The sequence below is a fragment of the Gluconacetobacter aggeris genome (assembly GCF_014174395.1).
Lineage (GTDB): Bacteria > Pseudomonadota > Alphaproteobacteria > Acetobacterales > Acetobacteraceae > Gluconacetobacter > Gluconacetobacter aggeris.
Map to the genome: position 1 here is coordinate 64,612 of NZ_JABEQD010000002.1, position 15,462 is coordinate 80,073.

Annotated in this window: 10 protein-coding genes; all 10 read right to left on the reverse strand. The window is 66.0% G+C overall.

Features of this window, described 5'->3' with window-relative positions:
* Positions 1-51 precede the first annotated feature (51 nt).
* A complete protein-coding gene (gene rpoB, locus HLH36_RS03020; RefSeq protein ID WP_182985011.1) occupies positions 52-4,224 on the reverse strand; it encodes a DNA-directed RNA polymerase subunit beta in 4,173 nt (1,390 codons plus the stop codon).
* 276 nt (positions 4,225-4,500) lie between these two features.
* The gene (rplL, locus tag HLH36_RS03025; RefSeq protein ID WP_114727484.1) at positions 4,501-4,875 is read right to left on the reverse strand and encodes a 50S ribosomal protein L7/L12; all 375 of its coding nucleotides are present in this window, start codon (positions 4,873-4,875) and stop codon (positions 4,501-4,503) included.
* A gap of 101 nt (positions 4,876-4,976) precedes the next feature.
* Positions 4,977-5,495, reverse strand: coding sequence for a 50S ribosomal protein L10 (rplJ, locus tag HLH36_RS03030; RefSeq protein WP_182985012.1), 519 nt, complete (start codon positions 5,493-5,495; stop codon positions 4,977-4,979).
* Positions 5,496-5,788: 293 nt separating this feature from the next.
* Positions 5,789-6,484, reverse strand: coding sequence for a 50S ribosomal protein L1 (gene rplA / locus HLH36_RS03035; RefSeq protein WP_182985013.1), 696 nt, complete (start codon positions 6,482-6,484; stop codon positions 5,789-5,791).
* A gap of 4 nt (positions 6,485-6,488) precedes the next feature.
* Positions 6,489-6,923, reverse strand: a complete 435-nt coding sequence (gene rplK / locus HLH36_RS03040) for a 50S ribosomal protein L11 (protein WP_182977378.1) — start codon at positions 6,921-6,923, stop codon at positions 6,489-6,491.
* Positions 6,924-7,031: 108 nt separating this feature from the next.
* On the reverse strand, positions 7,032-8,663 hold the full coding sequence (locus HLH36_RS03045; protein WP_182985014.1) for an efflux transporter outer membrane subunit: 1,632 nt from the start codon (positions 8,661-8,663) through the stop codon (positions 7,032-7,034).
* Positions 8,660-9,943 carry an efflux RND transporter periplasmic adaptor subunit gene (locus HLH36_RS03050; RefSeq protein ID WP_182985015.1) on the reverse strand — a complete coding sequence of 428 codons (1,284 nt, stop codon included), beginning with the start codon at positions 9,941-9,943 and terminating at the stop codon, positions 8,660-8,662. The genes HLH36_RS03045 and HLH36_RS03050 overlap by 4 nt, the downstream gene beginning before the upstream one ends.
* The gene (locus HLH36_RS03055) at positions 9,940-13,122 is read right to left on the reverse strand and encodes an efflux RND transporter permease subunit (protein ID WP_182985016.1); all 3,183 of its coding nucleotides are present in this window, start codon (positions 13,120-13,122) and stop codon (positions 9,940-9,942) included. Before HLH36_RS03055 ends, HLH36_RS03050 begins: the two co-directional genes overlap by 4 nt.
* A gap of 157 nt (positions 13,123-13,279) precedes the next feature.
* Complete coding sequence (locus HLH36_RS03060; RefSeq protein WP_182985017.1) at positions 13,280-14,692, reverse strand: sensor histidine kinase; 1,413 nt, start codon at positions 14,690-14,692, stop codon at positions 13,280-13,282.
* Positions 14,693-14,695: 3 nt separating this feature from the next.
* Positions 14,696-15,439, reverse strand: coding sequence for a response regulator transcription factor (locus HLH36_RS03065; RefSeq protein ID WP_182985350.1), 744 nt, complete (start codon positions 15,437-15,439; stop codon positions 14,696-14,698).
* Between the last annotated feature and the right edge of the window lie 23 nt (positions 15,440-15,462).

The following is a 15,462-nucleotide window of genomic DNA, read 5'->3' on the forward strand; positions in this document are numbered from 1 at the left end:
ATCCATGAAAAAAGAACAGACAGAGACGGAATGGTGTGACTGACGCCGGCGTCAGTCGCCACTCTGCTCCAGATCCACGTTCAGGCCGAGCGACTTCAGTTCCTTGATCAGAACATTGAAGCTCTCGGGAATACCAGCCTCGAAATCGTCCTGCTCGCGCACGATCGCTTCGTAGACCTTGGTGCGGCCGGACACGTCGTCCGACTTCACCGTCAGCATTTCCTGCAGCGTGTAGGCCGCGCCGTAGGCTTCCAGCGCCCAGACCTCCATTTCGCCGAAGCGCTGGCCGCCGAACTGGGCCTTGCCGCCCAGAGGCTGCTGCGTGACCAGCGAGTACGGACCGATCGAACGGGCATGGATCTTGTCGTCGACCAGGTGATGCAGCTTCAGCATGTAGATGTAGCCCACCGTGGTCAGACGCTCGAACTTCTCACCCGTGCGCCCGTCGATCAGCTGCGACTGGCCCGACTTGTTGACCCCCGCATAGGTCAGCATCGCCTCGATATCGGGGATCGACGCACCGTCGAACACCGGCGTCGCGATCGGCACGCCCTTGCGCAGGTTGTTGGCCAGCTCCACCAGCTGCTCGTTGGGCAGGGTGACGATGGAATCGTCATACACCTTGTCGCCATAGACGGTCTTCAGGCGATCCAGCAGTTCCTGCTTCTTCTCGCCGGTGCGCTGATACTCGTCCACCAGTCCGCCGATGCCGCGGCCGATATTGGCGCAGGCCCAGCCCAGATGGGTCTCCAGGATCTGCCCGACATTCATGCGTGAGGGCACACCCAGCGGGTTCAGCACCAGATCGACCGGCGTGCCGTCCTCGAGGAACGGCATGTCTTCCACCGGCACGACACGCGAGACGACACCCTTGTTGCCGTGACGGCCGGCCATCTTGTCGCCCGGCTGCAGCTTGCGCTTCACCGCGACGAACACCTTGACCATCTTCATCACGCCGGGCGGCAGCTCGTCACCGCGCTGCAGCTTCTCGACCTTGCTTTCGAAGCGCGCCTGGATGCGGGCCACGGCGGCATCGAACTCGCGCCGCAGAACTTCCAGCTCGACCATCACCGCGTCGGAAGCGACGGTGATGTTCCGCCACGCGCCACGCGGATGCTCGGCCAGCACCTCTTCGGTGATCTCGGTGCCCGAACGGAGCCCCTTGAAGCCGGTGCCGGAGACCTGCCCCACCAGACGCTCGCGCAGCCGGTTGTAGAACGACCGTTCCTGGATCGCGCGCTCATCGTCGCGGTCCTTGGCCAGACGCTCGATCTCGGCGCGCTCGATCGCCATCGCGCGCTCGTCCTTGTCGACGCCGCGACGCGAGAAGACGCGCACATCGACGATCGTGCCGGTGGTACCAGGCGGCAGCTTCAGCGACGTATCGCGGACGTCCGACGCCTTTTCACCGAAGATGGCGCGCAGCAGCTTCTCTTCCGGCGTCATCGGGCTCTCGCCCTTCGGCGTCACCTTGCCGACCAGGATATCGCCAGGATTCACCTCAGCGCCGACATAGACGATGCCCGCCTCGTCGAGGTTGCGCAGGGCCTCCTCGCCGACATTGGGAATGTCGCGGGTGATTTCCTCCTGACCCAGCTTGGTGTCGCGGGCCATAACCTCGAATTCCTCGATATGGATCGAGGTGAAGACGTCATCGCGCGCGATCCGCTCGGAAATCAGGATCGAATCTTCGAAATTGTACCCGTTCCACGGCATGAACGCGACCAGCACGTTCCGGCCCAGCGCCAGTTCGCCCAGTTCGGTCGACGGACCGTCGGCAATGATGTCGCCGGCCAGCACCTGGTCGCCCACGCGCACCAGCGGGCGCTGGTTGATGCAGGTCGACTGGTTCGAGCGCATATATTTGCGCAGGCGATAGATATCGACACCCTGGGTCGCCCCGGCCGCATCGGTGGCACGGACCACGATACGCGCGCCGTCGATCTGGTCGATCACGCCGCTGCGCTTGGCCACGATCGTCGCACCCGAATCGTGCGCGACGGCCGCTTCCATGCCCGTGCCGACCAGCGGCGCGTCGGAGCGCACCAGCGGCACCGCCTGACGCTGCATGTTCGAGCCCATCAGCGCGCGGTTGGCGTCATCGTTCTCCAGGAACGGGATCAGCGCCGCCGCGACCGACACGAGCTGCTTGGGCGATACGTCGCAGGCCGTGACCTCTTCAGGCTTCACCAGGCGGAAATCGCCGCCACGGCGCACCGAGACCAGCTCGTCGGTCAGGCGGCCTTCGCCATCCTGCTTGGCGTCGGCCTGGGCGACGATCAGCTTTTCCTCTTCCATGGCGGAGAGGTATTTCCAGCCATCCTGCAGCACGCCGTCACGCACCAAGCGATACGGGGTCTCGATGAAGCCGTACTTGTTCACCTTGGCGTAAGTGGCCAGCGAGTTGATCAGACCGATGTTCGGCCCTTCCGGCGTCTCGATCGGGCAGATGCGACCATAATGAGTCGGATGGACGTCACGCACCTCGAAGCCCGCGCGCTCACGCGTCAGGCCGCCCGGACCAAGCGCCGAGAGGCGGCGCTTGTGCGTCACTTCGGACAGCGGGTTGGTCTGATCCATGAACTGGCTGAGCTGCGACGAGCCGAAGAACTCGCGCACCGCCGCCGCCGCCGGCTTGGCGTTGATCAGGTCATGCGGCATCACGGTGTCGATATCGACCGAGCCCATGCGCTCGCGGATCGCGCGCTCCATGCGCAGCAGACCGACGCGATACTGGTTCTCCATCAATTCGCCGACCGAGCGGACGCGACGGTTGCCCAGATTGTCGATATCGTCGATCGCGCCGCGGCCGTCCTTCAGCTCGCACATGATCTTGACGGTGCGCAGGATGTCTTCCTTGCGCAGCACGCGCATCGTGTCCGGTGCGTCCAGGCCCAGGCGCATGTTCATCTTCACGCGGCCGACCGCCGACAGGTCGTAGCGGTCCGCATCGAAGAACAGGCCCGAGAACATGGCCTCGGCGGTTTCCGGGGTCGGTGGCTCGCCGGGGCGCATCACGCGATAGATGTCGGTCAGCGCATCATCGCGCGAGCCGTTCTTGTCCACCGCCAGCGTGTTGCGGATCCACGGGCCGTTCGCGGCATCGACCGCCAGCGTCGGCAGGCAATCGACACCCGCCTCTTCCAGCGCTTCCAGCCGCGCCTCGGTCAGCTCTTCGCCTGCCTCGGCATAGATCTCGCCCGTCTCGGGGTTGACCAGGTCATGCGCCACGTAGCGGCCGACCAGGCCAGCCGCGCCGACCAGCACTTCCTTGGTCGTCTCGGCGATCTTGCGCACCATGCGGGCGGTCAGCTTGGCGTCGGCCTCGGCCACCACCTCGCCGCTCTGCGCGTCCACCAGCGGCTCCAGCAGCTTCATGCCGCGGAACGACTCGGCGTCGAACGGACGGGCCCAGCCCTTGGGGGTCTTGGTGAAGACGACCTGATTGTAGAAATAGCCCAAGATCTCGTCGGCATCCATGCCGCGGATCTCCAGCGCGTCGACGTCGCCGCCCTCGGCGATCTTCGCGGCACGGGCCGCCGCCGAAGCTTCGCCCTCGAGGGCGTACAGCAGCGTCGTCACCGGCAGCTTCCGCTTGCGGTCGATGCGGACGTAGATCAGGTCCTTGCTGTCGAATTCGAAATCAAGCCACGAGCCGCGATAGGGGATGACGCGGGCGGCGAACAGGAACTTGCCCGACGAATGGGTCTTGCCCTTGTCGTGGTCGAAGAACACGCCGGGGCTGCGGTGCATCTGGCTGACGATGACACGCTCGGTCCCGTTGATGATGAAGGTGCCGTTATCCGTCATCAGCGGCATGTCGCCCATATAGACGGGCTGTTCCTTGATGTCGCGGATCGAGCGCGAACCCGTATCCTCGTCGACATCCCACACGATCAGACGGAGCACCACCTTCAGCGGGGCCGCGAAGGTCAGGCCGCGCTGGATGCATTCCTCAACGTCGTATTTCGGCTCTTCGAGCTCGTAATGCACGAACTCCAGGCGGCCGCGCCCGGCAAAATCATTGATCGGGAAGACCGAACGGAACACTTCCTGCAGGCCGGTCTGCGTCCGGCTGTCGGGCGACACGTTCATCTGCAGGAACGCCTCGTAACTGGCGCGCTGCACGTCGATCAGATTGGGCATCGGAGCGATTTCGGGTATCCGCCCGAAGCTCTTGCGGATGCGCTTGCGTCCCGTGAACGATTTTGTAATCGCGTTCATCGTCTATCCTGCCCCCATCCCCGACGACCCGGACCTTTCCGCGCCCGGAACCCGGAGCCACGGCGACCGAAAGCGGATCATCACAAACCGTCTATGCCTGGACACCGCAACCGGCGCCCCGCCCACCCCGAAGGATGGGCCTTCTACCGCCGAAGGCGCCCGAGACCTTGCGGTCAGGGCGCCAGAACGGCCAAGGGGGCGGGACCCTTTCGGGTTCCCGCCCTCACCTGGCATCAAGCAGGAGAGGCAGCCCGGGGGCCGCCAACACCCGGCAGATTACTTCACTTCGACGGTCGCGCCGTTCTCTTCAAGAACCTTCTTGATCTTCTCGGCTTCGTCCTTGTTCACGCCTTCCTTCACGGTCTTCGGCGCACCCTCGACCAGGTCCTTGGCTTCCTTCAGGCCCAGGCCGGTGATGCCACGGATTTCCTTGATGACGTTGATCTTCTTGTCGCCGGCCTTGGCCAGGACAACAGTGAACTCGGTCTGCTCTTCAGCCGGGGCAGCGGCGGCAGCGGCCGGCGCGGCGGCAACGGCAACCGGAGCGGCGGCGGAAACGCCCCACTTCTCTTCCAGCAGCTTCGAGAGCTCGGCGGCCTCGAGAACCGTGAGGGCGGACAGCTCGTCAACGAGTTTGGTCAGATCGGCCATGATTTGGTCTTCCTAATGTATACACTGATTGGCGCAACACAATCCCGATTTCACGAGACCGTGCAAATTTCATCACCCCGCGCATGCGGGGCGCAGATGGCTCAGGCAGCCTCGTCCTTCTTGGCGTAGGCCCCGAAAACCCGCGCAAGCTGTCCGGCCGGCGCCTGAACGACACCCGCGATGCGCGTGGCCGGCGTGGAGATGAGCCCCACCAGCTGCGCCCGGAGCGTATCCAGGGACGGCAGCTCGGCCAGCGCCTTCACACCATCGACATTCAATGTCTGGGTGCCGAGCGCTCCACCGAGCAGAACGAGCTTTTCGTTGGTCTTGGCGAACTCGACAAGCACCTTGGCCACGGCCACAGGATCGGCGGACCACGAAATCGCGGTCGGCCCCTTCAGCAGCGGCGAAATGCCTTCGAATCGGGTCCCTGCCAGGGCGAGGTTGGCCAGCCGGTTCTTCGCGACCTTGTAAGTCGCTCCAGCCGCGCGCACGCGCTGCCGAAGGATCGTCGCATCAGCCACCGTCAGCCCGTCATTGCGGGTTACGACAACCATGGACGTCTCGGCGAACACGGCCGCGAGGGAGGCAACAAACTCCCGCTTCTCCGTACGGTCCAATTCCCGTCTCCGTCGTGACCTGCCGGGGATGCCCCAACAGGCCGGGTTTACCCTAGGAGGACGAGACCTTGCGGCCCACCCTCCGGTTCGCCTGTCCTGTGAACAACGGAACAACCAGTGCGGGCAGCGCAGCCACCCCTATCCGGCAATCCCCGTCTTCCGGTTGCGGACCCGGAGGTCCATCAAGGCATCAGCCACATCCGGTCATGGACAGGTTCGGAAGAACGGGGCGCCGCAGGCGCCCCGCCTCCTGTCCGCGATGCCCTTGCAGGCATCACGTCATCTCTCGCGCGTCAGCCCGCCGAGAAGGCGGAGACGTCGACGCGAACGCCCGGGCCCATCGTCGAGGACAGCGCGGCCTTGCGCAGATAGGTGCCCTTGGCGCCCGTCGGCTTGGCCTTCTGCACCGCGTCGACGAAGGCACGGATATTTTCGGCCAGCTTGCCGCTGTCGAACGACGCCTTGCCGATACCGGCATGGATGATACCGGCCTTCTCGGCGCGATACTCGACCTGGCCGGACTTGGCGGCCGTCACGGCCCCCTTCACGTCCATGGTCACGGTGCCCAGCTTCGGGTTCGGCATCAGGCCGCGCGGACCCAGGATCTTACCCAGGCGACCGACCAGGGCCATCATGTCCGGGGTCGCGATGCAACGGTCGAAGGCGATTTCGCCGGCCTGCACCTTCTCGGCCAGATCCTCGGCGCCCACCACGTCGGCACCGGCGGCCAGGGCTTCCTCGGCCTTCGCGCCACGGGCGAACACGCCCACGCGCAGGGTCTTGCCGGTACCGTTCGGCAGCGACAGCAGGCCGCGGACCATCTGGTCGGCGTGACGCGGATCGATGCCCAGGTTCAGCGAGATCTCGATCGTCTCGTCGAACTTGGCGGTCGCGGTCTGCTTCACCAGACCGATCGCCTCGTCCAGGCCATAGGCCTTGCTGCGGTCAACAGAGGCCTGGCCGGCCGTCAGACGCTTATTCTTGGCCATTGGATCAGCCCTCCACCACCGTAAGGCCCATCGAACGGGCGGAGCCGATCAGCATCCGCACAGCCCCGTCGATGTCGTTCGCGTTCATGTCCTGCTTCTTCTGCTCGGCGATCTCGCGCAGCTGCGCCATCGTGACGCTGCCGACCGCGGCCGACTTGCCCACCGTCGAGCTGCCCTTCTTGATGTTGGCAGCCTTCATCAGGAAATAGGTGTTCGGCGGGGTCTTGGTGATGAAGGTGAACGTGCGGTCGGCATAGGCGGTGATGACGACCGGGATCGGCATACCGGGCTCGAGGCCCTGCGTCTTGGCGTTGAACTCCTTGCAGAACTGCATGATGTTCAGGCCGCGCTGACCCAGCGCCGGGCCGACCGGCGGGGACGGATTCGCCTTGCCGGCGGGAATTTGCAGCTTGATGTAGCCAACGATCTTTTTGGCCATATCCGGGGCTCCTGACTGTTTCACCCGGACCGCGGTTCCTGCGGCCCGCCCGCCGTGCAAGACGGCGGACGCGGCCTCCCGCGTTCCGTAAGAGGCGGGTCCCTAACCCTAATGGGCCGGGCTTGTCAACCCCGTCCCGGCCAGCCCGGTCCCGGTCAGGTTCAGCTGGTCCGGCCCGCTGCCGGTCGCGATGCCCCCGGCCTCCTTGGGCACGCGCAGCCCCTCGTACTGCAGGGGCGCGAAGGGCATGACCGACTTGTCGGACGGCAGTTGGGCCCGCGACCATCCGCCGCCCAGCGCGCGGATCAGCGCCACCGTCGCCTGATGGCGCCGGGTCTCGACCTGGACCTCGGCTATGCGCGCGGTCAGGGCGGCGATCTGGGCCACCACCACGTCCAGATAGTTGGTCAGCCCGCCCGTATAAAGCGCCATGGTCATGCCCTGGGTCCGGACGGCGGCCTGCACCGAACGGTGCTGCTGCGCCAGTTCGGTACGCAGTTGCCCGGTCATGGTCAGCCCGTCCTCGACATCCTGGAAGGCCTGCAGCACCACGCCGCGATAATTGTCTTCCGCCTGGCGGTACTGCGACCAGGTGCGCTGCAGTTCCGCCCGGCGCAGCCCCCCCTGGAACAGCGGCATCGCCGCCTGCACGGCATAGGAATACATGCTGTTCGACAGGTCGGCGAGCGTGAAGCCGTTATCCATGAATCCGGTCATCGCGTTCACCGACACGTTCGGATAGAACGCGGCGCGCGATACGCCGATGGCGCGGTTGGCCTGCGCCATCTCACGTTCGGCGGCCGCCACGTCCGGCCGGCGCTCCAGCAGCGCCGAAGGCAGCAGCATCGGTACCCCGACATCGGGGAAATGCATCTGGTTTTCAGGCTCCAGATGGAAGGATGCCGGCACCACGCCTACCAGCGCCGCGATCGCATGCTCCAGCACCGCCCGGCGCGCCAGCAGGTCGGTCTCCTGCGCCTGGGTGGCATAGAGCTGGTTTTCGGCGCGCGAGACGTCCAGCCCGGCGGCGATCGCCCCGGCCTGGCGCATATGGGTGATCTGCACTGCCAGCTTGTAGGTGCGAATCGAGTCGCGATAGACCGCGTCCTGCACGTCCAGCCCGCGCAGGGCGATGTAATCGGACGCCAGTTCGGCATCGGTGCTCAGCCGCGTCAGCGCGTAATCGGCGGCACGTTCCTGCGCCGCCTGCACGCGCATCCGCTTGCGGTTGCGGATCGCCGACCAGAAATCGGGCTCCCACGTCGCAGTGCCGCTATATTGCTCCGACGACATGTAGGTCGGACCGGTCGATCCCGCCCCGCGCCACAGCCGATGCGCCGAGCCCTTGTATTTGGCCATGCCCGCACCAGTCGTCACCTGCGGATACAGGCCCGCCTGCGCCTCGGCCGCCATGTCGCGCGCCTGGGTGAAGGTCTCGGCCGCGACCTGCAGATCGGGATTGGCGCGATTGGCCTGCTCTTCCAGCCGGTTCAGCGTCGGGTCACCGAACAGGGTCCACCAATCCCCCCGCAGCGCGGCCTCGTCGGGCGCGGCGTAGCGCACCGTGCCCTCGCCCTTCCAATTGTCGGGAAAGACGAAATGATCGGGGTGATAGGCGGGTGCCATGTCGCACCCGGCCAGGCCGGCCAGCAGCGCCAGACCGCCAGCCCAGCGGGCCGCGTGCGGCAGCCGGCCGGCGGAACGGCGCCGCAATCGCCGCGCGGGAGAGGACAGGGTCATTGACGGGCTCCCGCCTCCTCCGCACCCGACCGATCATTCGGCATGGCGCGGACATCGTCGGTACGGGCCGAATCGTTCGCCACGGCCGGCTGCGCGTTATAGCCCGGCGTCGCATCCACCACCCGGACCTCCTGCCCGTCCAGCAGGCCGGCCGAGGGATTGTTGACCAGCCGGTCCGTCGCCTTCAGCCCGCCCCGGATCTGCACCGTGGTGCCCAGGTTGGTCCCGACCGTCACGTTATGCAGCCGGATGCGGTTATGCTCGTCGACCAGCGCCACCTGCATGCCCTCGGCACGGAAGATCAGCGCGCCTTCCGGAATCACCAGAATGTCCGGGTCGCCCGGCGCGCGGAAATGAACGGTGGCATAGGAATCCGGCCACAGCGTGCGGTCGCTGTTATCCAGCGTCAGCTCGGTGGTCACCGTGCGGGTCGTCGCGTTGAACGCGCCCGCGGTGGCCAGGAACATGGCCTTGTACACCCGCCCGGGATGCTGCGGTACCGTCACCTCGGCCGTCAGCTTGGGGCTGATGATGTCGGCATAATCCTGCGGCACCGAAACGAATACGCGCATGCGATGCACGTCGGCCACACTGAACAGCTCGGTCGCGGTCCCATGTGCGCTGACATCGCCGCCGCCGGCATTCACATAATCGCCGACATCGGCCAGGCGCGACGTCACCACCCCGTCGAAGGGGGCGACGATCTGCTTGAAGCCGATCAGCGCCGCGTAGCGCGAGACCTCATGCCGGGCGGCCTCCACCTGCGCCTGCTCGGCCTCGGCGTTCGCGGCCTGCACGTCGACTTCCTGCTGGGAGACGGCCTGCGTGCCCTGCAGCGCCTTCCAGCGCTTCGCCGTGATCTGCGCCAGCTTGTAGCGCGCCATCGCCACGTCGAAATTCGCCTTCGACGCGGCGTATTGCGCATCCAGCCCCGGCGTGTCGATGGTGGCCAGCACGTCGCCCGCCTTCACCTCGGCGCCGAAATCCTTGTACCACATGCGCACATAGCCCGAGACCTGGGCATAGATCGGCGCCAGGTACCAGGCCGAGATATTGCCCGGCAGGTCCAGCGTGCGGATGCTCGGCCCCTTGCCGGGCGAGATCAGTTGCACCCGCGGGATCGCGGCATCTTCCGTCTGGTGCCGCAGCGCCCTCAGATGGGCCTGCCGCTGGATGATCCCACCGCCGACCACCACCACCGCAAGGACGACGCCGACGCCGGCCAGCAGCTTCCCACGCCCCGACGGTTTTGGTCCGCGGGTCTGTTCCACGGCGCTCATGCGCGTTCTCCTTCGGCGCTACGGTGTCGCTCGGACCGCCTGCCATGCAGCAGGGCGAAGACGCAGGGCACGAACAGCAGCGTCGCCACCGTCGCCACCATCAGCCCGCCCATCACCGCCCGGCCCAGCGGCGCGTTCTGCGAATTGCTCAGGGACATCGGCAGCATACCGATGATCATGGCCGATGCCGTCATCAGCACCGGCCGGATACGTTCGAACCCGGCCTCGATGGCGGCCTTCACGGCATCGCCATGCACCTCCAGCCGCTCACGGGCGAACGACACGACCAGGATCGAGTTGGCGGTGGCGGTCCCCATGCACATGATGGCCCCCGTCAGCGCCGGCACCGACAGCGCGGTATGCGTCAGGAAGAGGCTCCACGCGATCCCCGCCAGCGCGCCGGGCAGCGCGGTAATGATGATGAACGGGTCCAGCCACGACTGGAAATTGACGACGATGATCAGGTACACCAGCAGGATCGACATCGCCAATCCGATGCCCAGTTGGCGATACGCGTCGTTCATCGTCACCGCCTGCCCGCGCACGACCAGGCTGGAGCCCATCGGCAGGTCATGGCGCGACGCCTCGACCACCCGGCTCACCGCGCGCGAGACCGCGCCCAGGTCCAACCCGTTATTGGTGGCGTAGATGTTGAACACCGGCAGGATGTTGTAGTGCGAGACCTCGCCGGGCGTGCCGGTCTGGATGATCTGGCTCAGCCCGCCCAGGATCTGCGGTGCCTTGCTCATCGGGTTGCCGTCGCCCCGGTCGATCGGAATCGTCTCCAGATCGTTCAGCCTCTGCAGGAACTGCAGCGGCGTCTGGATATCGACCAGATGCGACACGCCGGTCTTCGGGTCCAGCCAGTAGGTCGGCGAGACCTGGCCGCTGCCCGACAGGGTCGCCAGCGCGTTGTTGGCGATGTCGGCTTCCGTCAGGCCGGTCCCCAGCGCGTAGGAGCGCCGGGCGTTCACCCGCAGGGTGGGCGTCGTCATCGGCTCCTGCACCGACACGTCGGTCACGCCCGTCACATGGCGCAGCCGCTCGGCCAGATGCTGGGCGAAGGTGAAATTCTCCGCCAGGTTACGGCCGCTGATCTGCACGTCGAGCGGCGCCGGCAGGCCGAAATTGAGGATCTTCGCCGTCAGGTCGGCCGGCATGAAGGTCAGTTCGGTACCCGGAAACCGTTCGGCCAGGCCCTTGCGCAGGATATCGCGATAGGCCGCGACCGGCGCCTCCTCGTCGCGCAGGGTGATGGTCAGGTCGCAATCCTGCGCGCCGACGGTGGGGGTCGGGATGAAGGCCTGGTTCAGGCCACTGAACGGCAGGCCGCAATTGGCCACGATGTCATCGACCTCGCCGGGCAGCAGGCGATGGATCTCGCCACTGATCAGCATCGAGATCTTGCCCGCCTCGTTGATCTTGCTGCCCAGCGGGGCGCGCATATGCATCGCCAGCGCGTTCGAATTGATCTCGGGGAAGAAATCCTGCCCGACGAACACCAGCAGCCCCACCGAGCCCACGGCCAGCCCCAGGAAGGTGCCGATAAAGCGCATGCGCGCGGCCACCAGCGCCGTGAGCAGGTCGCGATAGGCATGGCGGAAGGCGGTAAACCGGGCCTCGAACCCCTGCTGGAAGCGGCCGAAGAAGCCCTTCGGCGCCGCATGACCGTGCTTGGCGGCATGATGGGCCGCGACCTGGGCCGCCAGCAGGTATTTCGCCATGGTCGGCACCAGGGTGCGCGACAGGATGAATGAGGCGATCATCGCGAAGATGATGGCCTCGGCCATCGGCATGAACAGCCAGCCCGCAACGCCGGTCAACTGGAACAGCGGCATCCAGACGATGCAGATGCACATGGTGGAAACGAAGGTCGGGATCACGATCTGGTTGGCCGCGTCGATGATCGCGTTTTCCAGATCCTTGCCCATCTCCAGATGGGCGTCGATATTCTCGATCATGACGGTGGCGTCATCGACCAGGATGCCGACCGCCAGCGCCAGGCCACCCAGCGTCATGACGTTGATCGTCTGCCCGGCCCACCCCAGCCCGATGATCGAGCACAGCATGGCCAGCGGGATCGAGGTGGCAATGATCACCGTGGAGCGCCAGGAGCCCAGGAACAGCAGTACCACCAGGCTGGTCAGCAGCGCCGCCGTGCCCATTTCCTGCACCACGTCGCGCACCGCCTCCTTCACGAAGGTCGAGGCGTCGTTCAGCACCTTGATCTGCACCCCGGGCGGCAGGGTCGCGGTCACGCCGGGCAGCAGCGCCTTCACCCCGCTGACAACGTCCAGCGTCGAGGCATCGCCGCTCTTCATGATCACGATCAGAACGGCCTGATGCCCCTTGACCAGCACCATGTTGGTCTGGGGCGGCCCCCCCTGGTGCACCCATGCCACGTCACGCATATAGACGACCGCATTGCCGACCTGCTTGATCGGAATCGCGTTGAATTCGTCGATCGCGCGGGGCGTCGCATTCGTCTGGACCATGAAGTCCAGCGCCCCGATTTTCTGGTCACCCGCCGGCAGCACGATATTCTGCTTGCCCAGCGCATTGCCTACGTCAGTGGCCGACAGCCCATGCGCCAGCAGCTTCGCCTGATCCAGATCGACCATGATATTGCCTGGCTGGCCACCATAGGGGTTCGGAATCGCGGCCCCCGCCACCGACACCAGGGCCGGCCGGATCAGGTTCGACGACATGTCGTAGATCTGCGACGCGGTCATCGAGTCCGACGACACCTGAAGCGTCAGCACCGGCACCGAGGACGCATTGTAGGTCAGCACAAGGGGCGGCGTCATGCCCGCCGGCATCTGCTTGATCACGGTCTGCGAGACCGAGGTAATCTGCGTCTGCGCCACCGCGGTATCGGTGCCGGGCTGGAAGAACACCTTGACGATGCCGCGCCCGTAATAGGACTGGCTCTCGATATGCTCGATATTGTTGACGGTCGCGGTCAGCGCGCGCTCGTAATAATAGATGACGCGCCCCGACATGTCTTCCGGCATCAGGCCGGTATAGGTCCAGACGACGGCGACGACCGGGATCTTGATGCTGGGGAAGACGTCGGTCGGGGTCTGGACCATCGACCGGACACCAAAGACGACGATAAGAATCGACAGGACGACGAACGTATAGGGCCGCTTGAGCGCGGTGACGACAATGGCGTTCATGCGCGGCGCGAACCTCCTGCGCGCGCGTCCGCGCGCCGTCCATCCCGCCTGTCCGCCACGCCCCTGCGATCTGGCCCGCAAGCGTGCATCGTCGTCACTCCCGATCGTTCGGGGGCCTCGTTAGCACGCCATGCGAACGCGCCAATGAAATTCCCATTTAAAAACCGGCCTGGGCCGGCGGGGCCGCGACCGGCGTGGAAGGCGGGAATGCCACTCCGAACAGCGCGCCGGGCCGGGCATCGTGCCGGCGGGCGTTCGAAATGGTCAGTTGCGCATTGTGCAGGCGCAGGATGGCCGAAACCAGGCTGAGGCCCAGCCCGCTGCCCGGCACATGGCGGCTCTTGTCCGAACGGTAGAAGCGGTTCATCACCGCCTGCCGCTCCTCGGGCATGATGCCGATGCCGGTATCGGCAACCTCCAGCCGCGCCCCGCCCTGGCCGTCGGGATAAGTCGCCAGCGTGACGTCGCCGCCAGGATCGGTGAATTTCAGCGCATTGTCGATCAGGTTCGCCAGCATCTCGATCAGCAGGTCCCGGTCGCCATGCACCGGCACGGGCCCCGATGCCGCGCGGAATGCCAGCCTGATCTGCCGCGTTTCGGCGATCGGCTCGTACAGATCGACGATATCGGTCGCGATCTCGTTCAGGTCCACGACCGAGAATCCGACCCGCCGGCGGGCATTCTCGATCTCGCCGATCCGCAGCAGGGCGGTGATAATGGAAAAACACTGGTCCAGATCGTCGATCGAGCGCGCGATGACGGTGCGCAGATCATCGGCCGACAACGTGCCCGCCTGCGCGCGGTCCAGACGGGCGCGTACACGGGCCAGGGGCGTGCGCAGGTCATGGGCGATGTCGTTGCCGACATCGCGGATCTCGCCCATCAGATATTCCAGCCGGTCCAGCATCCGGTTCACGCTGCCGGCCAGGCGCTGCATCTCGTCCCGCTGGCGCCCGGCGGGCAGGCGCTCATGCAGGTCGCCATCCATGATCCGGTCGATCGCCTCGTGCATCCGGCCCACGCGCCCCAGCGCGCGATGACTCAGCACGATGCCGCACAGCAGCGCGAACAGCACCGTGGGCACGATCGAGACCAGCAGCGAATGGCGCATCATCAGCCGCCATTCCGCAATCATGTGCAGGCCGCGCCCCAGGACCAGCACCCGGTCGCCGGCGACCGGCACGGCCAGGATGCGCAGGATATAGGGCGCGTCCTCGTTCGGCAGAACGGTCACTTCATGGACATGCCCATCGACCACCAGCCCTTCGGGCCAGGTGCGCAGGTCGCCCGCGATATGGCGATGGGCGGTATCGAACAGCGCGGCCTGGTTGATCACCACGCGCAGATCGTCGGTCGCGCGCTCGCTGATCTTGTGTTCCAGATCCTGCTTCTGCTCGCGCGCCAGCAGGGTAGCCTCGCGATGCAGCAGTTCGTCCGTGCGCCGGAACTCGAACGCCTTGGTCTGGCTGTATCCGACCGAGAATTGCAGCGCCGCGGTACCGATCATCGCCACGACCACCGCCAGCGTCAGCCGGAACGTCGCGGTGCGCAGCACCTCGCCCGGTTGCATGACCTATTCGGGCACGCGCAGCATGAATCCGGTGCCCCTGATGCTCTGGATCAGCGGCACCCCGGCCGGGTCGTCGATTTTGCGCCGCAGCTTGCCGATATGGACATCCACCAGGTTGGTCTGCGGGATGAAGCGGTAGTTCCACACATCTTCCAGCAGCATGGTGCGGGTCAGCACCTGGTTCGGCCGGCGCATCAGATATTCCAGCAGCCGGAATTCGCGCGGCAGCAGGTCGATCGGCTGCCCGTCCCGCGTCACCGTGCGCTCGATCAGGTCCATGCTCAGCGGCCCGACATGCAGCATGGTCTCGCGTGTATTGTTGGGGCGGCGCATCAGCGCCTCCAGCCGGGCGGTCAGTTCCTCCATCGCGAAGGGCTTGGTCAGGTAATCGTCGCCACCCGCCTTCAACCCGCTCACCCGGTCGTCGACGGCCGACAATGCCGACAGCACCAGCACCGGGCTCGGCACCTGGCGCCCGCGCAGGGTCTCGATCAGCGTCAGCCCGTCCATCTGCGGCAGCATCCGGTCCACGATCATCACGTCGAACGTCTCGGCCATGGCCGCCGCCAGCCCGTCCCGCCCCGTCTGGGCATGACGAACGGCAAAGCCCCGGCTTTCCAGTTCCTCGGCGACTTCCTGGGCGATCTTGCCGTCATCCTCCACCAGCAGCACCCGCGGCCGGCCCTCGCGGCCCGGTCCAGCCCCCCCGGCGTGGGAAAACGGTTCTGAGGTCGATGTCGCATTCATGGTCCGGTCAGGCATGATCTCCC